The sequence below is a fragment of the Mesorhizobium australicum WSM2073 genome (genome assembly GCF_000230995.2).
Taxonomy (GTDB): Bacteria; Pseudomonadota; Alphaproteobacteria; order Rhizobiales; family Rhizobiaceae; genus Mesorhizobium; species Mesorhizobium australicum.
In genome coordinates this window covers 1,912,671-1,937,158 of record NC_019973.1, presented here as the reverse complement: position 1 = coordinate 1,937,158, position 24,488 = coordinate 1,912,671, and the positions used below count along the sequence as shown (strand labels likewise).

At 64.0% G+C, this 24,488-nt stretch carries 28 protein-coding genes; 14 read left to right on the top strand and 14 right to left on the bottom strand.

What is annotated here, in order from left to right; translation table 11 throughout:
• Nucleotides 1-6: 6 nt before the first annotated feature.
• The 6 genes from MESAU_RS09325 to MESAU_RS09300 all read right to left on the bottom strand — a co-directional run bounded on the left by MESAU_RS09325 (nt 7) and on the right by MESAU_RS09300 (nt 5,905).
• On the bottom strand, nt 7-414 hold the full coding sequence (locus MESAU_RS09325; protein WP_015315798.1) for a GtrA family protein: 408 nt from the start codon (nt 412-414) through the stop codon (nt 7-9).
• On the bottom strand, nt 411-1,229 hold the full coding sequence (locus MESAU_RS09320) for a ChbG/HpnK family deacetylase (protein WP_015315797.1): 819 nt from the start codon (nt 1,227-1,229) through the stop codon (nt 411-413). The genes MESAU_RS09325 and MESAU_RS09320 overlap by 4 nt, the downstream gene beginning before the upstream one ends.
• Nucleotides 1,226-2,212: a glycosyltransferase family 2 protein gene (locus MESAU_RS09315; protein ID WP_015315796.1), complete on the bottom strand. Its 987-nt coding sequence runs from the start codon at nt 2,210-2,212 to the stop codon at nt 1,226-1,228. Before MESAU_RS09315 ends, MESAU_RS09320 begins: the two co-directional genes overlap by 4 nt.
• Nucleotides 2,205-3,371 carry a glycosyltransferase family 87 protein gene (locus MESAU_RS09310; RefSeq protein WP_015315795.1) on the bottom strand — a complete coding sequence of 389 codons (1,167 nt, stop codon included), beginning with the start codon at nt 3,369-3,371 and terminating at the stop codon, nt 2,205-2,207. The genes MESAU_RS09315 and MESAU_RS09310 overlap by 8 nt, the downstream gene beginning before the upstream one ends.
• 209 nt (nt 3,372-3,580) lie before the next feature.
• Nucleotides 3,581-4,618: a zinc-binding dehydrogenase gene (locus MESAU_RS09305; RefSeq protein ID WP_015315794.1), complete on the bottom strand. Its 1,038-nt coding sequence runs from the start codon at nt 4,616-4,618 to the stop codon at nt 3,581-3,583.
• A 45-nt stretch (nt 4,619-4,663) separates the two neighbouring features.
• Nucleotides 4,664-5,905, bottom strand: a complete 1,242-nt coding sequence (locus MESAU_RS09300; protein WP_015315793.1) for an acyl-CoA dehydrogenase family protein — start codon at nt 5,903-5,905, stop codon at nt 4,664-4,666.
• Nucleotides 5,906-6,018: 113 nt separating this feature from the next.
• Between MESAU_RS09300 and MESAU_RS09295 the strand changes: the two genes are divergently transcribed.
• The 6 genes from MESAU_RS09295 (at nt 6,019) to MESAU_RS09270 (ending at nt 10,342) form a co-directional block, all read left to right on the top strand.
• On the top strand, nt 6,019-6,834 hold the full coding sequence (locus MESAU_RS09295) for an SDR family oxidoreductase (protein ID WP_015315792.1): 816 nt from the start codon (nt 6,019-6,021) through the stop codon (nt 6,832-6,834).
• Between the two features lie 39 nt (nt 6,835-6,873).
• Entirely contained in the window at nt 6,874-7,359 is a 486-nt protein-coding gene (locus MESAU_RS09290; protein WP_023770549.1) for a MaoC family dehydratase, read from the top strand.
• The gene (locus tag MESAU_RS09285; protein WP_015315790.1) at nt 7,356-8,390 is read left to right on the top strand and encodes a phosphotransferase; all 1,035 of its coding nucleotides are present in this window, start codon (nt 7,356-7,358) and stop codon (nt 8,388-8,390) included. The genes MESAU_RS09290 and MESAU_RS09285 overlap by 4 nt, the downstream gene beginning before the upstream one ends.
• 3 nt (nt 8,391-8,393) lie before the next feature.
• Complete coding sequence (locus MESAU_RS09280; protein WP_015315789.1) at nt 8,394-9,170, top strand: SDR family NAD(P)-dependent oxidoreductase; 777 nt, start codon at nt 8,394-8,396, stop codon at nt 9,168-9,170.
• Between the two features lie 91 nt (nt 9,171-9,261).
• On the top strand, nt 9,262-9,906 hold the full coding sequence (locus tag MESAU_RS09275) for a TetR/AcrR family transcriptional regulator (protein WP_015315788.1): 645 nt from the start codon (nt 9,262-9,264) through the stop codon (nt 9,904-9,906).
• 187 nt (nt 9,907-10,093) lie between these two features.
• Nucleotides 10,094-10,342, top strand: a complete 249-nt coding sequence (locus tag MESAU_RS09270; protein WP_015315787.1) for a DUF680 domain-containing protein — start codon at nt 10,094-10,096, stop codon at nt 10,340-10,342.
• Between the two features lie 49 nt (nt 10,343-10,391).
• Here the strand turns inward: MESAU_RS09270 and MESAU_RS09265 are convergent, their stop codons facing one another.
• The 8 genes from MESAU_RS09265 to MESAU_RS09230 form a co-directional block, all read right to left on the bottom strand.
• Nucleotides 10,392-11,441: a Gfo/Idh/MocA family protein gene (locus MESAU_RS09265; RefSeq protein ID WP_015315786.1), complete on the bottom strand. Its 1,050-nt coding sequence runs from the start codon at nt 11,439-11,441 to the stop codon at nt 10,392-10,394.
• A complete protein-coding gene (locus MESAU_RS09260; RefSeq protein ID WP_015315785.1) occupies nt 11,441-12,226 on the bottom strand; it encodes a ThuA domain-containing protein in 786 nt (261 codons plus the stop codon). Before MESAU_RS09260 ends, MESAU_RS09265 begins: the two co-directional genes overlap by 1 nt.
• A 76-nt stretch (nt 12,227-12,302) precedes the next feature.
• Nucleotides 12,303-12,527, bottom strand: a complete 225-nt coding sequence (locus MESAU_RS09255) for a hypothetical protein (protein ID WP_041163323.1) — start codon at nt 12,525-12,527, stop codon at nt 12,303-12,305.
• 58 nt (nt 12,528-12,585) lie between these two features.
• On the bottom strand, nt 12,586-13,167 hold the full coding sequence (locus tag MESAU_RS09250) for a sarcosine oxidase subunit gamma (RefSeq protein WP_015315783.1): 582 nt from the start codon (nt 13,165-13,167) through the stop codon (nt 12,586-12,588).
• On the bottom strand, nt 13,160-16,153 hold the full coding sequence (locus MESAU_RS09245; protein ID WP_015315782.1) for a sarcosine oxidase subunit alpha: 2,994 nt from the start codon (nt 16,151-16,153) through the stop codon (nt 13,160-13,162). The genes MESAU_RS09250 and MESAU_RS09245 overlap by 8 nt, the downstream gene beginning before the upstream one ends.
• Nucleotides 16,150-16,446 carry a sarcosine oxidase subunit delta gene (locus MESAU_RS09240; RefSeq protein ID WP_015315781.1) on the bottom strand — a complete coding sequence of 99 codons (297 nt, stop codon included), beginning with the start codon at nt 16,444-16,446 and terminating at the stop codon, nt 16,150-16,152. The genes MESAU_RS09245 and MESAU_RS09240 overlap by 4 nt, the downstream gene beginning before the upstream one ends.
• Nucleotides 16,447-16,457: 11 nt before the next feature.
• A complete protein-coding gene (locus MESAU_RS09235; RefSeq protein ID WP_041163669.1) occupies nt 16,458-16,880 on the bottom strand; it encodes a hypothetical protein in 423 nt (140 codons plus the stop codon).
• A 2-nt stretch (nt 16,881-16,882) separates the two neighbouring features.
• On the bottom strand, nt 16,883-18,136 hold the full coding sequence (locus MESAU_RS09230; RefSeq protein ID WP_015315779.1) for a sarcosine oxidase subunit beta: 1,254 nt from the start codon (nt 18,134-18,136) through the stop codon (nt 16,883-16,885).
• 197 nt (nt 18,137-18,333) lie between these two features.
• Between MESAU_RS09230 and MESAU_RS09225 the strand changes: the two genes are divergently transcribed.
• The 8 genes from MESAU_RS09225 to MESAU_RS09190 all read left to right on the top strand — a co-directional run bounded on the left by MESAU_RS09225 (nt 18,334) and on the right by MESAU_RS09190 (nt 24,479).
• Nucleotides 18,334-18,708 (top strand): DUF2568 domain-containing protein, encoded by a 375-nt coding sequence (locus MESAU_RS09225; protein WP_245262952.1) that lies wholly within the window; start codon nt 18,334-18,336, stop codon nt 18,706-18,708.
• Nucleotides 18,709-18,810: 102 nt separating this feature from the next.
• Nucleotides 18,811-19,569, top strand: coding sequence for an SDR family oxidoreductase (locus tag MESAU_RS09220; RefSeq protein WP_015315777.1), 759 nt, complete (start codon nt 18,811-18,813; stop codon nt 19,567-19,569).
• A 127-nt stretch (nt 19,570-19,696) separates the two neighbouring features.
• The gene (locus MESAU_RS09215) at nt 19,697-20,083 is read left to right on the top strand and encodes an SET domain-containing protein (RefSeq protein WP_015315776.1); all 387 of its coding nucleotides are present in this window, start codon (nt 19,697-19,699) and stop codon (nt 20,081-20,083) included.
• A 175-nt stretch (nt 20,084-20,258) separates the two neighbouring features.
• Entirely contained in the window at nt 20,259-20,525 is a 267-nt protein-coding gene (gene rpsU / locus MESAU_RS09210; protein ID WP_010911429.1) for a 30S ribosomal protein S21, read from the top strand.
• A gap of 139 nt (nt 20,526-20,664) precedes the next feature.
• On the top strand, nt 20,665-21,507 hold the full coding sequence (locus MESAU_RS09205) for a tetratricopeptide repeat protein (protein WP_015315775.1): 843 nt from the start codon (nt 20,665-20,667) through the stop codon (nt 21,505-21,507).
• A gap of 208 nt (nt 21,508-21,715) precedes the next feature.
• Complete coding sequence (locus tag MESAU_RS09200; protein WP_015315774.1) at nt 21,716-22,192, top strand: DUF992 domain-containing protein; 477 nt, start codon at nt 21,716-21,718, stop codon at nt 22,190-22,192.
• Nucleotides 22,193-22,282: 90 nt separating this feature from the next.
• Complete coding sequence (locus MESAU_RS09195; RefSeq protein ID WP_015315773.1) at nt 22,283-22,765, top strand: DUF992 domain-containing protein; 483 nt, start codon at nt 22,283-22,285, stop codon at nt 22,763-22,765.
• 277 nt (nt 22,766-23,042) lie between these two features.
• On the top strand, nt 23,043-24,479 hold the full coding sequence (locus MESAU_RS09190; protein WP_015315772.1) for an MFS transporter: 1,437 nt from the start codon (nt 23,043-23,045) through the stop codon (nt 24,477-24,479).
• Nucleotides 24,480-24,488: the final 9 nt, after the last annotated feature.

Genomic DNA, 24,488 nt, shown 5'->3' with positions numbered 1-24,488 from the left:
AGATACCTATTTCAGCAGCCGGCCCTCGATCGACCAACGCGAGGCAAGGAAGTTCAGCACGGCCGCCACGATGACCCCGCCGATCTTTGCCGGCCACACACCGCCGATGCCGGCGAAGAGTGCGATCGACAGGCTGGACACGCCGAGCGAAATCAACGCCCCAGCCGAGACGAAGCGCAGGAAGGCATCATGCAGCCGAATGGCGTGATTGCGTTCGAACGACCAGAAGCCATTCGCCACGAAAGAGAAGACGACGGCAATCGACCAAGAGATGACATTGGCGGACAACGGCGGGGCGTGCAGCTTGAGCAGCAGGAAAAAACCGGCAAGGTCGATGGCCGTATTTGCCAGTCCGACCAGCGCAAAACGGACGATCTTGCTGCCGGTCGAACGCCGTGGCTGAACGCCATTCATTCCCGGCCGTCCAAAATCTCGACACCGGCTCGGGCCAGGCTCGCGCCGAACGCATCCGAAGCCAAAACGCCGAATTCCACTTCGCGCACGCTTTGCATGGGGTCACGCGCGCACAGCGTTTGGTCGACATGGCCGGGGTGGCACATGAACAGCCCACGGTCCGACAGCGCCTCGACGGCAGCCTCCAGCAGGGGGGCGAACTTTTCGGGTTGCCGCCAGTCATAGATGCCGGCGAGCGGCTTCAAAACGGCAAAGCCGGCGCGCTGCATCGATTGGTTGAAACCGGCGGCCACGGCAGCGATTGCCGCGATTTTCGGTGCGGCGGCGGCATCGCTCAGCGCCGGAGCGCCGCGCAACACCGGCCTGCCGGCAGTGTCGGGAAAACGTGTCCGCAGCCAGCCGCGCACGACAGGCAGGAAATGCACGTGCTGATGACCGTCGATGAAGTCGGGCTTGCGGCCCAGCGCCTCGACGAAACGGCTATATTGCGCGTCGAGTTCGGCATGGACGTCGCGCTCGTCGACTCGCCCGCGCAGGACCGGCAGGGCGAGCGAACGAAGCGGCGGCAACCGGCCCCCGGGCGCCAGGCTCGATTTGCCTGTGACCGCTGGCTGGTCCGTAAGGGTCAGGTGCAGCCCGATCGCCGCGCGGCCGCGCAGCGGCTTTATGCGCGCCGCCGCCTCGGCCCATTCCGGAAAACCGGTCATGCAGCTGGTGCCGGTCAGGCGTCCGCGGTCGAGCAGGTCGAGAATGCCGGCGCAAACCCCTGGTGCCAGCCCGTAGTCATCGGCGATCAGGCGAATGCGCCGCGTCATCCGCGGGACGCGCCCGGCGGCTTGTCGTGAGCGGTCTCGCTGAGCACCACATCGCGCACCAGATAGACCGGCCGGTCCTTGCTCTCCGACAGCGTGACCCAGACATATTCGCCGATCAGGCCGAGCAAGGTGAGGTTGAGACCGCCGAGCAGCACGACGGCGACCATCAGGCTGGGGTAACCAGGCACGGCAACGCCGTAGAACATCACCTCGAAGAACACTTTGGCGCCGTAAACGACGCCCGCCAGCGCCGCCAGCATCCCGCTCAAGCTGATGATGCGCAGCGGAATGACGGAAAACGATGTAAACCCTTCCAGCGAAAAGGCGATCAGGTTGAGCCGGCTCCATTTCGACGTGCCGATGGCGCGGTTTTCCGGCGAATAGGATATGGCTTTCTGACGGAAACCGGCCCAGGCGAACAGGCCCTTGTTGAAGCGCCGCTTGTCGCGCAGGCTGGTCAGCGCGCGCACCACGGGACCGCGCATGACGCGGAAATCACCGGCGTTCTCCGGAATGTCGAAACGCTGGCTGCTGTTGATCAGGCTGTAGAAAAGTCGCGCCAGCTGGCTGCGCCGCCAGCTCGCCTCGCGGCGGTCGTTCTGCGCGTATACGACGTCGATGTCTGGGCTTTCCACCAGCTCGGCGATCATCTTCAAGCTGATATCCATGGAATGCTGCAGATCCGAATCCATGATCAGCACCATGTCGCCCCGCGACTGGTCGAGGCCGGCGAGCACCGCGACCTCCTTGCCGAAATTGCGGCTGAGGCGAACGATCTCCCACGATCCCGACAGGGCTTGCGAAAATCGCCTGGCGCCATCGTCGAGGCTGCCGTCGTCGACCAGGATCTTGTGGACGGCCATGCCGAAACGGCTTGATACCGCTTCCTCGAGCCTGTCGAGCAGGGCGGCAAAGGCCGGCGCCGATTGCGCCTCGTTGAAGAAGGGCGCCACGATGTCGAGTTTTTGACGCGGATCAGCCATGTGCAACGGGTCCGACGCTCACGATCTTTTCGCGCGCCTTGGCCCAGAACCACCAGATCAGCGAACAGGCGATGAAGGTGACCGCGATCGGCCGGAACCAAGGATAGAAGAAATCATGCATGTGGCGCTCGACGCTGGTCAAACCTGTGAGGAACAATACCGTCGACAGCACCGAGGCCAGGACGCCGCCACGCTCCTCCCGCCATAGTGTGGCGATAGCGAGGCCGGCGGGCACGGCGATCATGGCATAGGTATTTGGCTCGACACGCGGATTGAAGACGCACATGTAGAAGGCAGCCGCCAGGAAGATCGCCAGTGCGGCTATTCCAGGCTGGAGCTTGCGGTCGAACCAGAGGACGGTCGACAGCGTAAGCAATGCCCCGACGATGCGCACGATCGTGGCGGCGAACTCAGGCATGGGCAGCCCGGCCGAGGTGAAAGGCGCCGTGAAGTCGGTAGGGACAAAGTGGCCGGACTTGTCGACGGCCATGGAGGTCAACATGCGGGCGAAATCGCCGTACTGCTGGTTGAGGTAGCCGGCAGGCGCGAACGCGTACGGTATGGCCAGTACCAACAGCACTGCCAGCACGAGCACGGGTATCAGCCGCAGGCGCAGGGCTCCCACCAGCAAAAGCATGATGATCGCGGTCGGTTTGGCGATGATGGCGACCGAAGCCCAGAAGAAGGTTTCGGCGCGCCGCCCTTCGAGCGCCGACAGGGTCAGGAGCCAGCAGGCCGCGGTCAAAAGGATCGTCGCCTGGCCGTTGCGGATCGCACCCAGCGCCATCGGCAGGGCAAGGAAGAGGCCGAAGGAAAGCAGCCATGGCAATTCCTCACCGCCGATTTTGCGCACTTGCCGCATCGCCGCGAAGGTGAGCGCTGCGAAGCCCACCACATGCCACACCACGCCGCCCAGATAGGGTCCGAGCTTCAGCACCGGCAGGTAGAGCGCGGCGAAGGCTGGCGCATACAGGTACCCCATCTCGGATTGAAGATTGTACAGCGGCCGCCCGGTCAGGAACGCTTCGCTGCCATATCCATAGGCCTGCGTCACCGTGCGCGTGCCGGGCGACCATAGCACCAGGCCGAGAACGATCAGGAATGCCCCGATCCACATGCCCAGCCCCAAACGATCGAAAACCGGCTTGGAAATCGTCATCAATTCACCCCGCACGCCATGGGGGAAGGCGCCTCAGCCTTGGCGCCGTCCCGGCATTCGATGGCGGCGACATATCACGGACAAAGCGACGAGGCATAGGGGTCGAAAGACGCGGCGATCAATTTCGGGGATCGCCAAGGATGGCCGACCGAACTGGGAAAAGGTCCAGAAAGCCTGCGATCGCCCTTCCCGGGCCGCATAAGACGGCATCAGGGCCGAATGAACACCTTGCCGTTGGGCTTGGCCAGTTCCGCCGGCATTCGCGCCATTGCCTCGGCCAGCGGAATGACCGCCGTCACGTCGGTCGACCAGCGTCCGTCCGAAAAACGCTTCTGTGCCTCGAGGACTGCCGGACCTCGCCGATCCCTGGATTGCCGCATCCACTCGCTAAGCCAAAAGCCTTCGATGTGCTTGTGCTGGAAGATCAGCTGGCCGGGCTCGCGGATGATCGTTGCCTCGGGATCGAGCCGGCCGTAGATGATCCAGCGAGCCCTTTTTGGCATGGCGTTGAAGATGGCTGATGCCAGCGGCCCGGTGACCGCATCGAGGAAGATGCGCGGCTGTTCGGCCTTCATCACCTCGCGCAGCGTGGCCTCGAAATCAGGCACCTTCTCGTTGAGGACATGCGCCGCGCCAAGTTGTTTCAGCAACGCGATCTGCTCGTCACGGCGCACCGTGACAACAGGCCGAAACCCTTCCTCCCTCGCCAGCCCGATGATCAGCTTGCAGAGCTGGCTCGCACCGGCGGTCATGACGAAGGCCTTTTCGCCTTCCTGCTTGACGATGTCGAACATGGCGATCGCGGTCAGCGGATTGACGATCATCGCAGCGCCATCCTCGTCTCGAACCGTATCGAGAAGCGGAATGCAGGCCGCCGCCTCGGCGACGGCATATTCAGCCCACGAGCCCCAATTGCTCAGACCGGTGGCGAAAGCGACGCGCTTGCCGACAAGGCTCTTGGGATAGGGCTCCTCGCTGCCCGCGACGACCGTGCCGACACCCTCGAAGCCGGCCGGACGGCCCATAACGCGCGGCTGGCCGTACTGGCCCTTGATGAAGGCGACATCCGATGGATTGATCGAAGCGAGGCTGACCTTGATCAGCACTTGGCCAGGTCCGGGCGCAGGCACAGGGATGCTGCCCGGCTCGAGATACGGCTCCATCGCCTCGAGCGCACTGCCGCTCGGCGTCCTCGTATAGCCGTCACCGACCAAGAGCAGCGCCTTCATTTCGGAGGGGATCGTCATTGACGGTATTCCTTGTTTGTCAGCGGCAACGCTGCCGGGCAGCGCTCAGATCTTTTCATGCGTGTATTTCTTCAGCTCCATGCGTGCCACCTGCCGCCGATGCACTGCATCGGGCCCGTCGGCGAGGCGCAGCGTCCTGAGATGCGTCCACGAGCGTGCGAGAGGCGTATCCTGGCTGATGCCTTGCGCGCCGAACATCTGCACCGCCTCGTCGGTGACCTTGAGCGCCACGCGCGGCGCGATGACCTTGATCTGGCTGATCCAGGGGGCCGCGGCCCGCGAGTCGCCCTGATCGATCATCCATGCCGCCTTGAGGCAGAGCAGCCGGGCCATCTCGATCTCCATGCGACATTCGGCAATGATGTCGAGATTGGCGCCGAGTTTCGCCAGCTTCTGGCCGAAGGCCTCGCGGCGTAGGGAACGCTGGCATAGCATCTCCAGCGCCATCTCGGCCTGGCCGATGGCGCGCATGCAGTGATGGATGCGGCCGGGGCCGAGCCGGCCTTGCGCGATTTCGAAGCCCCTGCCCTCGCCGAGGATCAGGTTCGACGTCGATATCCGCACATTGTCGAAGCGAAGATGCATGTGGCCATGCGGCGCGTCATCGTCGCCATAGACCTGCATCGCCCGGACCTTGGTCACACCCTTCGCGCCCGAGGGAACCAGGATCATCGAATGGCGGCGGTGCTGTGGCTCTTCATCGCCGGCGGTCCGCACCATGACGATGTAAATGGCGCAGCGCGGGTCACCGGCACCCGACGCCCACCATTTCTCGCCGTTGAGCAGATAGTCGCCGCCCTGTCGCTCGCAGCGCATGGAAATGTTGGTGGCGTCGGAGGAGGCGACGTCCGGCTCCGTCATGAGATAGGCCGAGCGGATCTTTCCGTCCAGCAGCGGCTCGAGCCATTCCCGCTTGTGCTCGGCCGAGCCGTAGCGTTCCAGAACCTCCATGTTGCCGGTGTCGGGTGCCGAGCAGTTGAAGGTTTCGGCGCCCAGATGCGCCTTGCCCATCTCCTCGGCCAAATAGGCGTATTCGACGGTGGACAGGCCGTAGCCGCGCTCCGAGCCGGTCAGCCAGAAGTTCCACAGGCCGCGCTCCCGTGCGGTCTTCTTCAGCCCCTCAAGGATCTCCCCCTGGCGCTTGCTGTAGACCCAACGGTCGCCGGCCTTGCCGACCTCGCTCAGGAATTCCTTGTCGAGCGGCATGATCTCGTCGCGCACCATGGCCGCGACGCGGGCGTGGATCGGCTTCAACCGTTCGGTCATGCCGAGATTCATCTCCGTCATCGGTCGCTAACCCTTCATGCAGGCCGGGCATTTTGTCAGTGGCAAGGATGACCGTACTTCGGATAGCCTTGTCAACGCGAACTGTTTGCCCGCAGGCCGTGCGGAGGATTGTCATGAGCTATCTGGACGAGCTGTTTTCGGTCACCGGCAAGACCGCGCTGGTGACGGGAGCCGCGACCGGCATCGGCCGCATGGCGGCGACCGCGCTGATCAAGGCCGGCGCCAGCGTAATGATCGCCTCGCGCAAGGGCGAGGACTGCATCAAGGTGGCCAGTGAGTTGAACGGGCTTGGCGCTTCGGGCCAAGCGGAAGGCTTTGCCGGCGACGTCTCCAGCGAGGCCGCCATTGCCGCCTTGGTCGGCGAAGTCAAGGCGCGCACCGGCAAACTCGATATCCTCATCAACAATGCCGGCGTGTCCTGGGGTGCGCCGCTGGAGAGCTTCCCTTATTCGGCATGGGCCAAGGTGTTCGGCGTCAATGTCACCGCGGTTTTCCATCTGACACGCGAATTGCTGCCGCTGCTCGATGCCGCCGCCAGCGACGAAGATCCTGCCCGCGTGATCAATCTGGGCTCGGTGATGGGAACGCAGCCGCTGGCCGACGACGCCTATTCCTACACCGCCTCCAAGGCGGCCGTTCATCACCTGACACGCACGCTGGCGCTCGAATTCGCCGGCCGCCGCATCACCGTCAACGCCTTTGCCCCCGGTCCCTTCCAGAGCCGTATGACCGCATTTGCCACCGGCACGGACGAGCAGGCCAGGCATGTCGGCGGCCATGTCCCGATCGGCCGCATCGGCACACCGGATGACATTGCCGGCGCAACGCTCTATTTGTGCAGCCGTGCAGGCAGCTATGTCACCGGCGCCATCCTTCCGATCGACGGCGGGCAGTCGGTGCAGCATGGGTTGACCTTGTTCAAGGAATGACATTTTCCGGCCGCAGAAGCCGGAGGTGAACTGGAGGACATGAGCGTGGAACCAATCAGTCTCGATGTGCTTCTGGCCAGTGTCGGCAAGGAGGTCGGCGTTTCGCCCTGGCGGGTGGTCACGCAACGCATGATCGACCAGTTCGCCGACGCCACCGACGACCACCAGTTCATCCACTGCGATCCGGAGCGGGCCAAGCGCGAAACGCCGTTCGGCGGCACCATCGCGCATGGCTTCCTATCGCTGTCGCTGCTGTCGGCGATGACGTTCGAGACAATGCCGCCGCTGGAAAACGGCAAGATGGGCGTCAATCACGGTTTCGATTCGCTGCGCTTTCTCGCCCCGGTGAAGACCGGCGCGCGCATCCGCACCCGTTTCGTGCTGGCCGACGTCAAGGTCAGGCCGTCGGGCTGGGTGCAGACGGCGCACGACGTGACCATCGAGATCGAAGGCTCCAAAAAACCGGCGCTCACCGCCCGTTGGCTGACGCTGACCTTGCTTGAACGCCAGCCCGAGACAGCATGAGCGACGCCAACGCGCTCGACCAGGCGACGCTCGCGCCTTACCTCGACGCGCATATCCCGGGTTTTTCCGGACTCGCGGCCATCGAAAAATTCAAATCCGGCCAATCCAACCCGACCTATCTCCTGACGGCGGCAAGCGGCCGTTACGTGCTGCGCGTCAAGCCGCCAGGCCAACTCCTGAAATCGGCTCACCAAGTAGACCGCGAATTCCGTGTGATGAAGGCGCTTTCCGGCACCGCCGTACCAGTGCCCGAAATGCTGCACCTGTCGACCGAGGATTCGCCCATCGGCCGCATGTTCTACGTCATGGATTTCCTGGACGGCCGCATCTTCTGGGATCCGGCACTGCCGGAGACGCACGGCAACGAGGAACGCGCCGCGATCTACGACGCCATGAACGCCACGCTCGCCGCCCTGCACGATGTCGATGTCGAGGCCGTGGGTCTTGGCGATTTCGGACGCCCCGGCAATTACTTCGAGCGGCAGCTGGCACGCTGGACCGGCCAGTACCGTGCTTCCGAAACCGGTATCATTGCCGACATGGACCGGCTGATCGCCTGGCTGGAAACCCACCTGCCGGTCGATGACGGCCTGATATCGCTGGTGCATGGCGACTATCGGCTGGACAATCTGATCTTTGCGCCGGACCAGCCGAGGGTACTGGCGGTGCTCGATTGGGAATTGTCGACATCGGGCCACCCCTTCGCCGACATCGCCTATCAATGCATGCAATGGCGCCTGCCGCATGCCTCCGGCTTTCGCGGCCTTGGCGGCATCGATCGCCCGGCCCTCGGCCTGCCTTTGGAAGAAGACTATGTCGCTGCCTATTGCCGGCGGCGCGGCCTCGCCGGCATCGGCAACTGGACGTTCTTCCTCGCCTTCTCCTTCTTCCGCCTGGCTGCAATCTGCCAGGGTGTCTACAGGCGGGCGCTGGACGGCAATGCTTCCAATCCGGAAAAAGCCAGGACCTATGGCGAGGCGGTGAAGCTGCTGTCGCACTTCGCCGCCGAGCTGATCGACAAGGAAGACTAAGCAATGGGCCGCTTTGATGGAACCACGGTGCTGATCACGGGCGCGGCCGGCGGCCTCGGCCGTGGCGCCGCCAAGGGCTTTGCCGCCGAAGGCGCCCGGCTGGTTCTCTCGGACCTGGATGAAACGGCCCTGATGAGTTTCGCCGAGACGCTCGATACCGAGACCGCGATGCTGGCAGGCAACATTGCCGAGGAGGCACTGTCGGAAGCACTGGTGGCGCTGGCGTTGGAAAAATTTGGCCGCCTGGATGTCGCCGTCAACAATGCCGGCATCGTTCAGAGCTTCGTGCGCCTGCCGCAGGTTCCATCGGACGAAGCCCGCCGGGTGCTCGAGATCGACCTGCTCGGCGTCTTCTACGCCATGAAGCACCAGATCCCGCAAATGGAGCGGCAGTTCAAGGCGACCGGCAAGGGCGGCGCCATCGTCAACATTGCCTCGGCCGCCGGCCTTTCGGGCGCGCCGAAGCTTTCGGTCTATGCAGCCGCCAAGCATGGCGTGATCGGCCTGACCCGGTCGGCGGCGGTCGAATATGCCAGCAAGGGTCTGCGCATCAATGCCATCTGCCCCGCCCACACCAGAACGGGCATGATAGACGGTTTCGTGAGCGTCTCCGGCATTCCGGAGGCAGAGGCGTTGGCCGAGCTGACCCGTGGCATACCGATGAAGCGCGTGGCGGAAGTCGACGAGATCACCACGGCCATCCTGTTTGCCGCCGACCCGGCCAATTCCTTCATGACCGGCCATGCGCTGGCCATCGATGGCGGTGTCGGCGCGATCTGACGCCTGCCGCGTGGGAACCCGCGGCGCCCTTGTCCGTTTCCGTACAGCGTATATAATTTAGCCAGGCACCAACCAGACAAGGGCAACGGACTTGCCGCTGAGCGTCCAGAAACGCCGCGAGAAACAAAAGGCCGAACTGCGCTCGGAGCTTGTCGCGGCCGCGCACAAGCTCGTCCAGGAAGAAGGCTATGAAGGCTTGACCATCCGCAAGCTGGCCAAGCGGGTCGGCTATGCGCCGATGTCGGTCTATTCCTACTTCGCCGACAAGCAGGACATCCTGTTCGCCCTGGCCGAGGACGCGTTCGAAACGCTCGCCCGACGCATCGAGGAGCACCCGTCAGACGATCCGATCGAGGCCTTGCAGGCGGTCATGACCGAATATGCCGCCTTCGGGCTCGGCAACCCCAACGAATACCGCACCGTCTTCATGACCGAAAAGACCAAGCTGCCGGAAGGCAGGAGCTACGAGGACATGGAGGAAAGCAACCCCGCAATGAAGGCGCTGATCAGCAGGGTCGAGGCCTGTGTCGCCGCCGGCAAATTGCATGGCGATCCACGCGCCATCGCCACCATACTGTGGGCCGTCGGCCATGGCACGATCTCGCTTTTGATCACCTTCCCCTTCTACCCGTTCGGCGACCCGCAGGCTTTCGTGAAGCGAATGTGCGACTTCACCCTTGCCACGCTCAGCACGCAAGATGTGCCGCCATTGACCGAGACACCGGTCAACTGCTGAGCGCTATATCCTTTGTTCTCCCAGATTCCGCACCGCCCCTCCAAGCCTTCCGCGGCGACTTTCTTGGTTAACAAAAAACTACCGTACGCGTACGATTTTCTCTTGAACTTCGCGATCGACGGACGTATTTGTACGGAATAACGTACATGTACGAAAAAAATTCACCCGCCGAAACCGGAGACAGGCCATGAAAAAGACACTCCTCACCCTCGCCGCCGTGCTGGCACTTTCGGGCTCGGCCTTTGCCGCCAACGGCACCCACGCGGTCAAGCACGTTCCCGCCGCGACCTGCGTCGACACCAAGACCCATATGAAGCTCGATTGCGCTTCGACCGGCTCAGTCGACAAGAAGGCCTCCACGGAAGCCACGACCGACGGCAAGGGTCCCCGGCTCGGCATCACGGTGAACCCTTGGATCATGCCGAGCGCCTACTGAGATTTTCCGAAAGTCGGTTCTGGCCGGCTCAGCCGGCCGGATGATGATTTCAGCCGATCGAGACCGGCAACTTGGTCGCTGAACTTTCGAAGGCCGCGTCGATCAGCCTTTGCATGTCGGCGGCCCGCCGGAACGACGGATCGCCGTTCTGTCCCGTGTCCAGCGCATCGACAAAGCGCCGGGCGTTGTGCTTGACGCCAGGTGGCGTCAGCGTCCGCCAACGGTGCTGATCGACGTCGTCACCCAGGCAAGCGGACAGTTTCGAAACCTTGCCGTCGGTCTCGACCTTGATCGCGCCCTTGGTACCGTGCAGGGCCAGCGACAAATCATTGCCGTGGCCTGTCGTGTAGCGGCTGGCCATGATCGTGGCCAGCGCGCCTGAACCGAGCCGCGCCGTTATCGCCAAGCTGTCATTGACGTCGAGCACATAGTCGCCGATGCGGTCGCCCTCCGCCTTCGGAAACGTCACCAGATCGGCATGCAGGCTGACGATATCCTCGGCCGCCCCATAGGTCGCGAAGTCGAGGATATGGATGCCGACGTCGCCCAAAACGCCTGTCGAACCGTGCCGGCCCGACAGGCGCCACAGCCATTTGTCGTCGACCCGCCAATCGCCCCAGAACTTGCTGACCAGCCAGCTTTGCCGGTAGCTCGCCTCGACATGGCGCAACTCGCCGATCTCGCCGGCCTGCACCATGCGCCGCGCCTCCTGGATCACCGGAGTGTTGCGATAGGTCAGGTTGACCATGTTGACGAGCCCGGCCGCCTCGGCGGCATCGCTCATCGCAAGCGCATCGGCGTGGTTCGGCGCCAGCGGCTTTTCGCAGAACACATGTTTCCCGGCGGCCAGCAGGGCCAGCGTCGTCGCCTTGTGAACCTGGTCGGGCGTGGCGTTGATGGCGGCATCGAACTCACCCCAAGCGATCGCCGCATCGAGGCTTTCAAAGAAAGTGCCTATTTTGTTGGCGGCTGCGAACGCCGCCGCGCGGCCCGGCAGGTGGTCCACGCAAGCGACGATGGCGCAGCCCGGGACCTGACCGAACTCCTCGATATGATGCGCCGCGATCCAACCGGTGCCGAGCAAAAGCAGGCGGTGCATCAGCTCAGTCCCCTGTCACCGTCCGCATGCAGGCGCAGGCCTTTCTGGACGATCTTCTCCTTGGCCTTGTCCGTCGACACGTTTGGCGCATTGGTGATGCCGGACCAGGCCGGGGCCGGGTTGTGCGCCCAATGCACGGCGTTGCGCAGCACCTGCTGAACGCCTTCATTGTGATAGATCGGATAGGTCTCATGGCCCGGCGAGAAGTAGAAGATTTTTCCCGCCCCGCGCTGATAGGTCAGCCCCGATCGGAACACCTCGCCGCCTTGGTACCAGGAGACAAATACCGTCTCCAGCGGCTCCGGCACCGCGAACGGCTCGCCATACATTTCCGTCTCGCCGATCTCCAGGCATTCGCCGATGCCTTGCGCGATCGGGTGGCCGCGGTTGATCGCCCAGACACGCTCGCGCTCGCCCGCCTCGCGCCATTTCAGCGAACAGGGCGTGCCCATCAGCCGCTTGAAGATCTTCGAGTAGTGGCCGGAATGGAGCACGATCAACCCCATGCCTTCCCAGACCCGCTTCTGCACGCGCTCGACGATCTCGTCCTTGACCTCGCCGTGGGCGGCATGGCCCCACCATAAAAGCACGTCGGTGGCGGCCAGGCGCGTCTCGCTCAGGCCATGCTCGGGTTCCTGCAAGGTGGCGGTGGTCGCTTCGACGCCCTTGTCCTGGTTGAGTGCGGCGGCAATGGTGCCATGCATACCCAGCGGATAGAGGTCGCGCACGGCAGCATTGGTCTGTTCATGGACGTTTTCACCCCAGACAACGGCTCTAACAGGCATTTTTCCTCTCCAAAGCGCTTTGAATATCGCATCCACGGAGGTCTTGGGAAGAGGCCGTCAGCCAAAAATTCTGAAATCAGGGTTTGCGGGTCTTGCGGCCGGGGACGGTCTTGGCCTTGCCGGGTTTCGCCGGTGCTCCAGGAATGGACGACCCGGTAATCGACACGGGATCGCTGGCCGGGAACGTGTCCTCGAGGCCTTCCTCAAGTTCCTCTTCGGCGTCAGCCTCGTAATGCCGCTCATGTTCGAGCGAACGGACCGCCGCGGTTTTCGGCGATTTCGGCGCGGACTTCGACGGCATCGGCATCTCTCCCTCGACTGTCGCCGCTCAACGGACGCGGGCGGCAAACGTTCCGGGGTCAGCCGGCGGCGTCGCGGGCTCCCTCGGACAGGAAAGTAAAGACATAGTCCGAGAAGGAACGCCAGCACTCGACCCGGAAGGCCTCGTCGGCCGTGCGCAGCAGCACGATCTCGGCCTTGCCGAGAATGGTGCGCGAAGCGGCGCCCACCGGGAAGGCGTCGAGCGACAGGTCCTGCGGGCAGCCCGAATTGATCGCGGCTTCCGCCGCCGGACCGGCGACTAAAATCGCGATGTTGCGATGCGAGATGCCGACCGACGAATGCAAGGCGGAAACTCCTGCGCAATCGGCGAGTGGGTCCTTGCCGGCCTCGTCGATGACAAGCCACTCGTCCGGGCCAAGCCACAACGCCGTACGCCCGCCCTTCGACGCCGAGGTTTTCGGCTTCTTCGGCAAGGTCAGGCCGAGCGCCTTCGACAAAGCGGCGACTGAAGCCTCCGGGGCGCGCAGCGAGATACGCTCGGCCGGCGGCAGCACTTCGACCTTGACACTCGTTGCGGAGACAGTGCGCCCGGCCAATGCCGGACGCCGCTCTGCTGATGATGAAGCCATCGTGGCCGTCTTTGCAGCAGCCTTAGCCATTGAGGCGCCCTCCCGTCTCGTCGAAGAACACCATGCCGGTAACCTCCACTTCGATGACCCCGTTCGGCATCGGTACATAGAGCGTGTCGCCCATCCGGTCACGGCCGCCGGCCACCAGCCCCAGCGCGATGGAACGGCCGCAATTTTGCGACCAATAGCTCGAGGTGACATGGCCGATCATCTTCATCGGGATCGCCTGCTTGGGATCCTCGACGATCTGCGCGCCTTCTTCCAGCACCACCTTTGGATCCTTGGTCTTCAGGCCGACCAGTTGCTTGCGGCCCTTGGCGACGAGATCAGGCCGCGTCAGGCCGCGAATGCCGACGAAATCGGCCTTCTTCTTGCCGACCGCCCAGTCCAGACCGGCATCGTTTGGCGTCACCGTACCGTCCGTATCCTGGCCTACGATGATGTAGCCCTTCTCGGCGCGCAGCACGTGCATCGCCTCGGTGCCGTAAGCGGTGGCGCCATGCTTCTGGCCCTCGGCCCACAACGCTTCCCAGACCGCCTGGCCATGGTCGGCCGGCACATTGACCTCGAAACCGCGTTCGCCGGTGAACGACATGCGGAACAGCCTCGTCGGCACGCCGCAGATCTTGCCCTCGCGCACCGACATGTGCGGCAGCGCCTCGTCGGACATGTCGATGCCTTCGACCAGCGGCGCAATGATCTCGCGCGACTTCGGCCCCTGGACGGCAATGACCGCCCACTGCTCGGTGATCGAGGTCAGCCAGACATTAAGATGCGGGAACTCGGTCTGGAGGTAATCCTCCATGTGGTTCATGACGCGCGGCGCGCCGCCCGTCGTCGTCGTTACATGGAAGCGGTCCGGCGCCAGCCTGCCGACGACGCCGTCATCATAGATGAAGCCGTCCTCGCGCAGCATGATGCCATAGCGGCAGCGGCCGGGCTCCAGCTTCTCCCACGGATTGGTGTAGAGCAGTTCCATGAACTTCGCCGCGTCGGGGCCGACCACTTCGATCTTGCCCAGCGTCGACGCATCGAACAGGCCGGCCTGGTTGCGGACGGCGACGCATTCGCGGTCGACCGCCGCATGCATGTCCTCGCCTGCCTTGGGGAAGTACCAGGCGCGCTTCCACTGGCCGACATCCTCGAACACCGCGCCTTGCGCCTCGGCCCAGGGATGGATCGCGGTTCTGCGTGTTGGGTCGAACAGCGGCCCACGCGCGTGGCTGACGATCGCGCCGAAGGTGACAGGCGTGTAGGGCGCGCGGAACGTGGTCAGGCCGACTTCCGGGATCGGCTTGCCCAGGGTTTCGGCGGCAATCGCCAGTCCGTGCATGTTAGAGGTCTTGCCCTGGTCGGTCGCCATGCCGTTGGTGGTGAAGCGCTTGACATGCTCGATCGAGCGCATGCCTTCATGCACCGCCTGGCGGATGTCCTTGGCGGTCACGTCGTTCTGGAAATCGACGAAGGCTTTCACCGTCGTGTCCGGCCCGGCGCCGGGGCCAGCACCCAGCATGCCGCGCGACCAGCTTTCCGAGGCTTCGACCTTCGGCTTGGTGCCCTTGGACGCCTTGCCGCCTGTTTCTTTCGCCGCCTTGGCGCCCGCCGCATAGGCCTCGTCCACGGTCGCCGTCAGGCCGTCGGTGCTGTTGCAGGCGCCGACCGACACGCAGTCCTGCGCGTAGGTGCCAGGCACGAAGCGCTTGGTCTCGTCGTTGAAGGCAACCTTGCCGCGCGATTGCGAGAACAGATGCACCGACGGCGTCCAGCCGGCGGACATCAGGATCGCATCGACGGGAATAGTGCGTTCGCCGCCGCCATTCTTCGGCTGCACCGTCATCGACGACACGCGTAGCTTGCCGCCGGCGCGGATCACTGCACGGCCGAAATTGATCTCGATGCCGAGGGCCCTGGCCTCATCGATCACCGGGCCGGTCGGGTTGTCACGCAAATCGACGATCGCCGCCACGTTGATGCCGGCCTTCTTCAGGTCGATCGCGGCGCCGTAAGCCGAATCGTTGGCGGTGTAGACGCCGACATTCCGGCCAACCGCGACACCATAATGGTTGAGGAAGGTGCGCGCCGCACCCGCCAGCATGATGCCGGGCCTGTCATTGTTGGCAAACACCATGTGACGCTCGATGGCGCCGGAGGCCAGCACCACGCGCTTGGCGCGGACCTGCCAGAGCCGTTCGCGCGGCAGATCGTGGCCGGGGACCTTCAGGTGATCGCTGACGCGCTCGACCAGACCGACGAAATTCTGCGCGTAATAGCCGAACGCCGTGGTGCGCGGCAGCACCCGGACATTGTCCATCGCGCTCAGTCTGGCGATCGCCGCTTGTGCCCAGGCAAAGCCGTCCTGGCCGTCGATCTTCGCACCAGATTCGAAGCGCAGGCTGCCGCCGAACTCGGCCTGCTCGTCGGCCAGGATGACGCGCACGCCGGTCTCCGCCGCGGCAAGTGCCGCCGCGATGCCGGCCGCGCCGCCGCCCAGCACCAGCACGTCGCAATGGGCGTAGCGCGACGAATAATGGTCGGGATCGGGTTTGTCGGGCGAAACACCGAGGCCGGCGGCTTCGCGGATCTTGGGTTCGTAGAGGCTCTTCCAGGCCGCCTTCGGCCACATGAAGGTTTTGTAGTAGAAACCGGCCGAGAACAGCGGCGAGGCCAGGTCGTTGACCGCGCTGACATCGAAGGACAGCGACGGCCAGCGGTTCTGCGAATTGGCGGCGAGCCCGTCATAGAGCTCCTGCACGGTGGCGCGCACGTTCGGCGTCTTGCGCGCGTCGTCACGCACGATCTGCACCAGCGCGTTGGGCTCTTCCGCGCCGGCCGACAGGATGCCGCGCGGGCGGTGGTACTTGAACGATCGGCCGACCAGATGCACGCCATTGGCGAGCAGCGCCGAGGCCAGAGTGTCCCCCTCGATGCCCTCATAGGACTGGCCGTCGAAGCTGAACCGCGCGGTCTTGGCCTGGCTGAGGCGTCCGGCGCCGGGAATGCGCAACGCGCCGCTCATTTCGCTACTCCGGGCAGCTTGGAGGGTTTCGGTTCGCCGGCCTTGTAGGTCATGACGAACTTGTCGGTGACGGTGTCTCGCACCGCGTTGAAGAAGCGCGCGCAGCCATGCATGTGGCGCCAGCGCTCATAGATAATGCCCTTTGGATTGGAGCGAATGAAGAAGAACTTCTCGAAGTCGTCGTCGCTCTCGCCTGATATGTTGGCCGAGCGTGCGATGTGCGCCTCGCCGGCGTTGCGGAATTCGAGTTCCGGGCGCTCTTCCTCGCAATAGGGGCAGCGGATGAGAAGCATCGTGTTTGTTCCTACAATTCGCCGTGGCCGACGCGCGCGCCAGCCGGTTGATCGCAAAGCTTCTGGCCCATAGTCATGAAGGGAGCGACGAGCCGCAGCCGCTCCTCGACGCTCGTCGCCGCGCTGAACAGATCGCGGTTGGCCATGTTGCCGAGCGTCAGCTGCATCGGATCTGTCGTAACGATGACGCCACGCGGCTGGAAATCCTCGTCTTCATCCAGCCCATACGGCCTGCCTTCGAAGAACATCACCACTTTCTGGCCGACACTCCAGACGCAGGCGAGCATTCCCTCGTCGACAGAAAACGGCCAGCCGGTCTCGTTTCCCGCACGGCTGATCGGCTGCAGCCGCACTTCCTGCGCCGTCGGAACATGGAACATGCCCTGTTCCCCCGCCAGCATCAGCGGCACCGCGACTGCCACCTCGGCCATCATCATCAGTGCGCCACCGCCGCGGCCGCCGCCTCGTCGATGAGGCGGCCTGTGCGGAAGCGCTCGATGGTGAAGGGCGCGTTGATCGGGTGCGGATCGTCCTTGGCGATGGTGTGGGCAAAGACATGCCCGGACCCCGGCGTCGCCTTGAAGCCGCCCGTGCCCCAGCCGCAATTGACGTAGAGGCCGGGCACCGGCGTCTTGGCCAGGATCGGCGAGCGGTCGGGTGTGACGTCGACGATGCCGCCCCACGACCGCAGCATCTTCATGCGCGTGAAGATCGGGAACATTTCGCAGATGGCGTCGAGCGTATGCTGAAGAATGTGCAGCCCACCGGTCTGCGAATAGGAGACATACTGGTCGGTGCCGGCGCCGATCACCAGTTCGCCCTTGTCGGACTGCGAGATATAGGCGTGCACCGTGTTCGACATCACAACGCAAGGCACGACCGGCTTGATCGGCTCCGACACCAGCGCCTGCAGCGGATAGCTTTCCAGCGGCATGCGCAAGCCGGCCATGTTCATGATGACGGAGGAGTGTCCGGCGGCGACGACGCCAACCTTCTTGGCGCCGATGAAGCCGCGCGTCGTGTCGACGCCCGTCACCGCGCCATTGGCGGCCCGCTTGACGCCGGTCACCTCGCAGTTCTGGATGATGTGCACGCCGCGCGCCGAGGCGCCGCGCGCATAACCCCAGGCGACCGCGTCGTGGCGCGCCGTGCCGCCGCGACGCTGCAGCGCCGCACCGACCACCGGATAGCGTGCGTCCTTGGACGTGTTGAGCGGCGGGCAGAATTCTTTCGCCTGCTCGGGTGTCAGCCATTCATTGTCGATGCCGTTGAGCCGGTTGGCGTGCACATGGCGCTTCAGCACCTGGATGTCGTGCACATTATGCGCCAGCATCATGACGCCGCGCGCCGAATACATGACGTTGTAGTTGAGCTCCTGGGAGAGCCCGTCCCACAGCTTCAGCGCGTGGTCGTAAATGCCGGCGCTCTCGTCATAGAGATAGTTGGAACGGATGATGGTGGTGTTGCGGCCGGTATTGCCGCCGCCCAGCCAGCCCTTTTCCAGCACCGCGACATTGGTGATGCCGTGCACGGTCGCGAGGTAATAGGCGGTCGCCAGCCCATGGCCGCCGGCGCCGACGATGATAACGTCGTATTCCTTCTTCGGCTCCGGCGAGGACCATTGTTCCTCCCAGCCCTTGTGGCCGCGCATGGCCTCGCGGGCGATGGCGAATACCGAATATTTCTTCACGTTCCAGCCTCGCAAATGGCAGCCGGGCGTTCATCATCAAGCCCCGGCGCGCGAGGTGTATCACTAGCGAAACTGCGCTGCCACCCTTGCGCTGTTTGCGACGGCGCTTGCCGTTTTGCGCCGCGCTGAAAAAGAGCTATCCGGCCTGGCCCCCATGATTGCCTTCAGTCACACTTCTCGGCGCTGGGATTCGGAGAATGATGATGGGCAACGCCCGGTGGAACCTCACATTGCGCTTCCTGCTGGAGCTTGCCGCCTTGCTTGGCCTCGGCACGGCAGGCTGGAGCCTTTCGGACGAAGCGTGGCGTTGGGTCCTCGCCATTGCCCTGCCGCTCGCCGCAGCCGCGGCATGGGGTATCTTCGCGGTCCTCAACGATCCAAGCCGGTCGGGCCGGGCACCGGTGCCTGTACCGGGCGCTATCAGGCTGGCGCTGGAATTCATCGTCCTGTTCGGCGGCGCCGCGGGTTTCCATTTGGCGGGCCATACCATTACTGCCATCATCATGGCCTTGCTGATCGTCATCAGCTACGCGTTCTCGCTGGATCGTCTGGCATGGCTGCTGCGGCAGTAGTGGCGCGGATCTCTGCAGCTTTCGGGTGGCTGCTGTTCTGCCGATTTGCGACCAAGCATCCGATCGCCGGCGAAGCTGGCGCGAAGGACAAGGATGCCAAACATGCTCGCACTCGCCAACAAGATCGCCATCGTCACCGGTGCCAGTTCCGGCATCGGCCGCGCCACGGCAAAGCTGTTCGCCGAGGAAGGCGCCAGGCTCGTCATTTCCGCTCGCCGCCGAGCGGAGCTCGATGCACTCGCAGTCGAAATCGAGGACGCCGGCGGCACGGCCGTCGCTCTCGCGGGAGATGTCACCGACGAGACCTATGCGAAAGCCCTCGTCGAGCTGGCGGTCGGCAGCTTCGGCGGCCTCGACATCGCATTGAACAATGCCGGCTCCGTCGGACTGATGGGCTCCGTCCCCGACATGTCGGCACAGACATGGCACGGGACGATGGATACCAATCTGACCAGCGCCTTTCTCGGCGCGAAGTATCAGATACCGGCCATGCTGGAGCGCGGCGGCGGCTCGCTGATCTTCACATCGAGCTTTGTCGGTTACACCGCCGGCATGCCCGGCATGGCCGCCTACGCTGCCGCCAAGGCAGGCCTGATCGGTTTGACGCAGGTGCTGGCCGCCGAATATGGACCGAAGGGACTGCGCGTCAACGCGCTGCTGCCGGGTGGCACCGACACACCGGGTGCGACGACGACCACACCCGAGGCCCGCGCCTTCGTCGAGGGCCTCCATGCCCTGAAACGCATGGCCCAGCCGCAAGAGATCGCCCGCTCGGCGCTTTACCTTGCCTCTGACGCCTCGAGCTTCACCACGGGTACCGCGTTGTTTGCCGATGGCGGTGTGTCGATCAACCGGACGTGAAGGATTTTTACGGAGAACTGCCTGTTCGTCGTTGTGACGCAGGCCGCCGCTCTTGCTTTTTCGGCGCGATTTGGCGATTCCGTTTCCTGTCGAAACGGGTCTTCTTGCCAAGACGGGTTGTGAAACCATGATGCTGGTCCGAACCTATGTCGCCCAGAGCGCAATCGAAGGCGTCGGCATGTTCGCCGCCGAACCAATCCGGAAGGGCGCCTCGATCTGGCGCCTGGATCCGGATTTCGACCGGCTGATTCCGATGGACAAATATGAGGCCGCACCCCAGCCCCTGAAGGAATTGCTCGACCGCTATGCCTATCCGAGCCCGGACAAGCCCGGTTTCATCGTCTACGAGGTCGACAATGGCCGCTTCATGAACCATTCGGCGACACCGAACACCGACTTTTCGCAATATGGCGGTGCGACCGCGACCCGGGATATCGCCATCGGCGAGGAGATCACCTGCGACTACGGTGAGTTCTTCGAGGATTTCGAGCGGCTGCACTTGGCGACGGTGTAACGGGCACACTATCTCCAGGCGACGTGGCAATTTGGCTGTCGTCTCTCATTTCGACTGTGGACAGCGAGGCTTGATTCTGCTATCAGCCGCCACAATTCGTGGTGTCGAGCGCCGCGGAGGCTTGCGGCTATGGCTGCTTGCCTGTTGATATCAAACCCGAAAGACAGGATTGCCCGTGCAGGTACTCGTCCGCGACAATAACGTTGATCAGGCGCTTCGCGCGCTCAAGAAGAAGATGCAGCGCGAAGGCATTTTCCGCGAAATGAAGATGCGCGGCCACTACGAGAAGCCTTCCGAGAAGCGCGCCCGTGAAAAGGCCGAAGCCGTTCGCCGCGCCCGCAAGCTGGCCCGCAAGCGCGCACAGCGCGAAGGCCTGCTGCCAATGACCCCACGTCCGGTCGCTGCTGGCGGTGCCGCCGGTGCAGCGCGTCCGCCGCGCTGATTATCGCCAATATTTCGTCCTTTTCGAAGGATACCAGGGTGGCGCGATGCGGAATCGCCGCCACCCTTTTATTTTGATGTGACCGGCCCGGAGGGGGGAACCGGACCTGAACGACGGCGCAAGTGAGGACAGGGCAGACATGAACGCAACAAGCGTGGAGCGCGGGACCGCATTGCGTGGTTTCGCCCTGACAGCGGCCCTGCTTTCCGGACTGATGCTTGCCGGCTGCCAGACATCGGGGCCGGCCGGTGAATTCAACAACATCGACAAGGCGCAAGGGTCGAGCGAGAATATCTCCTCGCTGTCGGCGGTCATCCAGCGCAATCCCCAGGATCCGGAAGGCTATAATGTCCGCGGCTCGGCCTATGGCCGCGGCGGCCAGTACCAGGCGGCGCTCAAGGATTTCAACCAGGCCATCCAGCTCAATCCGAATTTCTACCAGGCCTATTCGAACCGGGCCCTCATCCAGCGTTTCCTCGGCAACCAGGAAGCAGCCCTTGCCGACTACAATCGCTCGATCCAGATCAACGGCAATTATGACGCCGCCTATATCGGCCGCGGCAATCTCTACCGTAAGGCGGGCCGCACCCAGGATGCGTTCAACGACTTCCAGAAGGCGATCCAGCTCGACACGACGGACGCCCGCGCCTATCACAATCGCGGCCTGATCTATCAGAGCCAGGGCCAGCACAAATTCGCCATTGAGGATTTCTCGACCGCCATCTCGCTGGCCCCCGACGCCGCCGAACCCTACAACGGCCGTGGCCTCTCCTATCTGGCGACCGGCGACGAGGATAACGCCTTCTCCGATTTCAACATGGCCATCAAGCTCGACGGCCAGAACGCCGAGGCCTGGGCCAACCAGGCGCTGATCTACGAACGGCGCGGCGACAAGGCAAAGGCGGCGAAGGCCTATCGCGAGGCTGTGCGCCTCAACCCCAGCTACCAGCCGGCCAAGGACGGCCTCGCCCGCGTCAGCTGACGTCGGCTCATCAGGCCCACGGCAAGGTGCGCACTGCATCGTGCGTATCCGAAAGGACACGCGGCGTTGAAGATCGCCGCCAATCCGGCAACCCTGTATTAACCCCCGCGACAAGCCGTTAACCCTCGCCTTGTTCGCGCCAAGTTTTCGGCGGAACGGTCGCGGCGCTCGAGACGTTACTGAAGACCGATTGCGAAAGGACCCTCCCATGATCAAGAAACTCGTCTGCGCTGCCGCCGTTGCAACGACTATGTTCGCTGCCGCCCCGGCCAGCGCCGGCAGGTTGCAGCTCGGCACGCTCGACTGCACCATCGATGGCGGCACCGGCTATCTCGTGACCTCCAACAAGGGCGTGTCCTGTGTGTTCCGGCCCTATCATCACGGGCCGTCTGAAATTTACACCGGCGTCATCTCGAAGCTCGGCGTCGATCTCGGCAAGACGCACCAGGGCCAGTTGGTCTGGGCGGTGTTTGCCGCGACCCGCGACCGTGACGCGGGCGACCTTGCCGGCAGCTACTACGGCGTCAACGCCGAGGCGAGCGTCGTCACCGGCGGCGGCGCCAACCTGCTGGTCGGCGGCTTCGACAGCGCCTTCATGCTGGAGCCGCTCAGCGTCCAGGCGCAGACCGGCGTCAACCTGGCGGTCGCCGTCACCTCGCTGGAGCTGATCCACTCGCTCAAGTGATTGCACGGAGCCACGCGCTCCACGACCCCTCACCCTGCGGCGCGGAACCAGATAGTATGGTTCCGCGCCGTTTGATTTTGAGGGACCGCCATGTTCAGGACAGCCATCGCCGCTGCCGCGACCACGATCATGCTTGCGGGCGCCGCACGAGCGCAGGACCAAGGCATCGAACTCGGTGCGCTTGAATGCGCCATATCGGGCGGCACCGGCTTCATCTTCGGCTCGAGCAAGGATTTGAGCTGCACCTTCACCCCGGCCGACAAGAGCTTCGCGCCGGAAGCCTATTTCGGGGCCGTCAACAAATACGGCCTCGACATCGGCACGACCAAGCAGGCGGTGATGCGCTGGCTGGTGCTGACGCCGCTGAAGAACATCTACGCGCCGGGTGCATTGGCCGGCGACTATATCGGCGCCAGCGCCGAAGTGACCGCCGCCGTCGGCGCCGGCGCCAATCTCCTGGTCGGCGGCTCCTCGCAGGCCTTTACCCTGCAGCCGCTCAGCCTGCAGACGCAGACCGGCATCAATCTCGCCATCGGCGTCAGCCAATTCCAGTTGCGCAGCACCGAGAATTGACTGGGCCATGAGGGCGGCTTCCGCAGCGATTCGTCATCCACGGGCGGAGCTAGGAGCGTAGCGACGCGGCGCAGACCCGAGGATGACGAAATTGAGAGGCTTCGCGACGTCTGCAAAAAAGCCGCTTGAACTCAACCATGCTTGAGGTTTTAGAAGCCTGCCCTTGGGTAGACAGCGCCTGGATACGGCGCTGTCGATCCTTATGGTCCTGCCGGAAGCCCGCACTGGCCTCTGGCACCATGCGCTACAAGCGAGATAGGCAAAGGCAGGGGTGAACATGACTGAAATCACCAGCAACAAGGTCGACTGGCGCGCATTGTGGGCAAGCGGCGACCTCGCCCGCTTCTGCTTCATCAGCCTCGGCATCCTGCTGCACGCCACCAATGAGACGATGGTGGCGACGGTCATGCCGGCCATGGTCAGCGAACTGGCCGGCGTACAGCTCGTCGGCTGGTCCCTGGCGATCTACGAACTCGGCGCCATCGTCGCCGGTGCCGCCGCCGGACGCCTGGTGAGTTATGTTCCGCTGCGCACCAACATGGTGGTCGCGGCCCTGCTTTATGCCGCCGGCGCGCTGATCTGCGCCACCTCGCCGTCGATGCAATTGTTCCTTGCCGGCCGCTTGATCGAGGGCCTCGGCGGCGGCGCGCTGGTATCGCTGGCCTTCGTCTCGGTCGAGCGGCTGTTTTCGCGTGCCATCTGGCCGCAGCTTTTCGGTATCATGTCGGCTATCTGGGGCGTCGCGGCGTTCAGCGGACCGTTGCTCGGCGCTGTTATGACCGAATTGCTGTCCTGGCGCTGGGCCTTCGGCGTCTTCACACTCGGTGGCACCGCCATGGCGCTGGCAAGCTTCCTCGTACTCAACACGCCGGAGGCGAAGAAACCCAGCACGAGTGCCGGCAAGGCGCCGCCCTTCCCTTTCGTGGCGCTTGGTTGTCTTGCCGTCGCCGTGCTGCTGATCGCCTCGGCCGGCGTCGACATCGCCCTGTTGCGTTCCTCGCTGCTGATCTTGTTGGGCCTGACGGGCCTCGCGCTGTTTTTCTACGTCGACGCGCTGAAGCCGCGCTCCAGGCTGTTCCCGGCGCGGCTGTTCTCCTGGCGCACGCCGGTCGGCGCCGGCATGACGATGGTCGCCGCCTTTTCCATCGCGACCTGCTCCTTCGGCGTCTACGGGCCGCTGCTCTTGACCAGCCTGCACGACATTCCGCTGCTGACCACCGGCTACATCATCGCCGCCGAATCGATCGCCTGGTCGATCCTGTCGATCCTCGTCGCCAACGCGCCGCCGCGACGCGAAAGGCTGATCATCGTCTGCGGCGCGCTGATGATCGCGGCGGGCATCGCCGGCTTCGCCTACACGATACCGCTGGGCTCGATCCCGCTGATCCTGGTCTGCGCCCTGCTGCAGGGCGGCGGCTTCGGCATTGCCTGGCCGTTCCTGACCCGCGTCATCGTCGCCTCCGCACCGGACGACGAGCAGACCATCGCCTCGGCGGCGGTGCCGACCATGCAGCGCATCGGCTATGCCGTGGGCGCCGCTATTGCCGGCATCGTCGCCAATACCAGCGGCTTTTCGCAAGGCCTGAATCACGACGCGGCGGCCAATGTCGCGAGCTGGCTGTTCCTTGCCTTCGTGCCACTCGGCATTCTGGGCTGTCTCGCCGCCTTGCGGATATCGGCGGCGGCAAATCGGCCTCTGGAGGCCATCGGCTGACGCAGGTTT

Bases quoted from the DNA above. Each gene is read 5' to 3' on its own strand.
- MESAU_RS09315 (WP_015315796.1), bottom strand. From the start codon at position 2,212: ATGGCTGATCCGCGTCAAAAACTCGACATCGTGGCGCCCTTCTTCAAC.
- MESAU_RS09205 (WP_015315775.1), top strand. From the start codon at position 20,665: ATGAACGCAACAAGCGTGGAGCGCGGGACCGCATTGCGTGGTTTCGCC.
- MESAU_RS09220 (WP_015315777.1), top strand. From the start codon at position 18,811: ATGCTCGCACTCGCCAACAAGATCGCCATCGTCACCGGTGCCAGTTCC.
- MESAU_RS09325 (WP_015315798.1), bottom strand. From the start codon at position 414: ATGAATGGCGTTCAGCCACGGCGTTCGACCGGCAGCAAGATCGTCCGT.
- MESAU_RS09280 (WP_015315789.1), top strand. From the start codon at position 8,394: ATGGGCCGCTTTGATGGAACCACGGTGCTGATCACGGGCGCGGCCGGC.
- MESAU_RS09290 (WP_023770549.1), top strand. From the start codon at position 6,874: ATGAGCGTGGAACCAATCAGTCTCGATGTGCTTCTGGCCAGTGTCGGC.
- MESAU_RS09195 (WP_015315773.1), top strand. From the start codon at position 22,283: ATGTTCAGGACAGCCATCGCCGCTGCCGCGACCACGATCATGCTTGCG.
- MESAU_RS09245 (WP_015315782.1), bottom strand. From the start codon at position 16,153: ATGAGCGGCGCGTTGCGCATTCCCGGCGCCGGACGCCTCAGCCAGGCC.
- MESAU_RS09310 (WP_015315795.1), bottom strand. From the start codon at position 3,371: ATGACGATTTCCAAGCCGGTTTTCGATCGTTTGGGGCTGGGCATGTGG.
- MESAU_RS09300 (WP_015315793.1), bottom strand. From the start codon at position 5,905: ATGACGGAGATGAATCTCGGCATGACCGAACGGTTGAAGCCGATCCAC.
- MESAU_RS09240 (WP_015315781.1), bottom strand. From the start codon at position 16,446: ATGCTTCTCATCCGCTGCCCCTATTGCGAGGAAGAGCGCCCGGAACTC.
- MESAU_RS09255 (WP_041163323.1), bottom strand. From the start codon at position 12,527: ATGCCGTCGAAGTCCGCGCCGAAATCGCCGAAAACCGCGGCGGTCCGT.
- MESAU_RS09260 (WP_015315785.1), bottom strand. From the start codon at position 12,226: ATGCCTGTTAGAGCCGTTGTCTGGGGTGAAAACGTCCATGAACAGACC.
- MESAU_RS09215 (WP_015315776.1), top strand. From the start codon at position 19,697: ATGATGCTGGTCCGAACCTATGTCGCCCAGAGCGCAATCGAAGGCGTC.
- MESAU_RS09235 (WP_041163669.1), bottom strand. From the start codon at position 16,880: ATGATGGCCGAGGTGGCAGTCGCGGTGCCGCTGATGCTGGCGGGGGAA.
- MESAU_RS09305 (WP_015315794.1), bottom strand. From the start codon at position 4,618: ATGACGATCCCCTCCGAAATGAAGGCGCTGCTCTTGGTCGGTGACGGC.
- MESAU_RS09270 (WP_015315787.1), top strand. From the start codon at position 10,094: ATGAAAAAGACACTCCTCACCCTCGCCGCCGTGCTGGCACTTTCGGGC.
- MESAU_RS09200 (WP_015315774.1), top strand. From the start codon at position 21,716: ATGATCAAGAAACTCGTCTGCGCTGCCGCCGTTGCAACGACTATGTTC.
- MESAU_RS09225 (WP_245262952.1), top strand. From the start codon at position 18,334: ATGATGATGGGCAACGCCCGGTGGAACCTCACATTGCGCTTCCTGCTG.
- MESAU_RS09265 (WP_015315786.1), bottom strand. From the start codon at position 11,441: ATGCACCGCCTGCTTTTGCTCGGCACCGGTTGGATCGCGGCGCATCAT.
- MESAU_RS09285 (WP_015315790.1), top strand. From the start codon at position 7,356: ATGAGCGACGCCAACGCGCTCGACCAGGCGACGCTCGCGCCTTACCTC.
- MESAU_RS09190 (WP_015315772.1), top strand. From the start codon at position 23,043: ATGACTGAAATCACCAGCAACAAGGTCGACTGGCGCGCATTGTGGGCA.
- MESAU_RS09250 (WP_015315783.1), bottom strand. From the start codon at position 13,167: ATGGCTAAGGCTGCTGCAAAGACGGCCACGATGGCTTCATCATCAGCA.
- MESAU_RS09320 (WP_015315797.1), bottom strand. From the start codon at position 1,229: ATGACGCGGCGCATTCGCCTGATCGCCGATGACTACGGGCTGGCACCA.
- MESAU_RS09295 (WP_015315792.1), top strand. From the start codon at position 6,019: ATGAGCTATCTGGACGAGCTGTTTTCGGTCACCGGCAAGACCGCGCTG.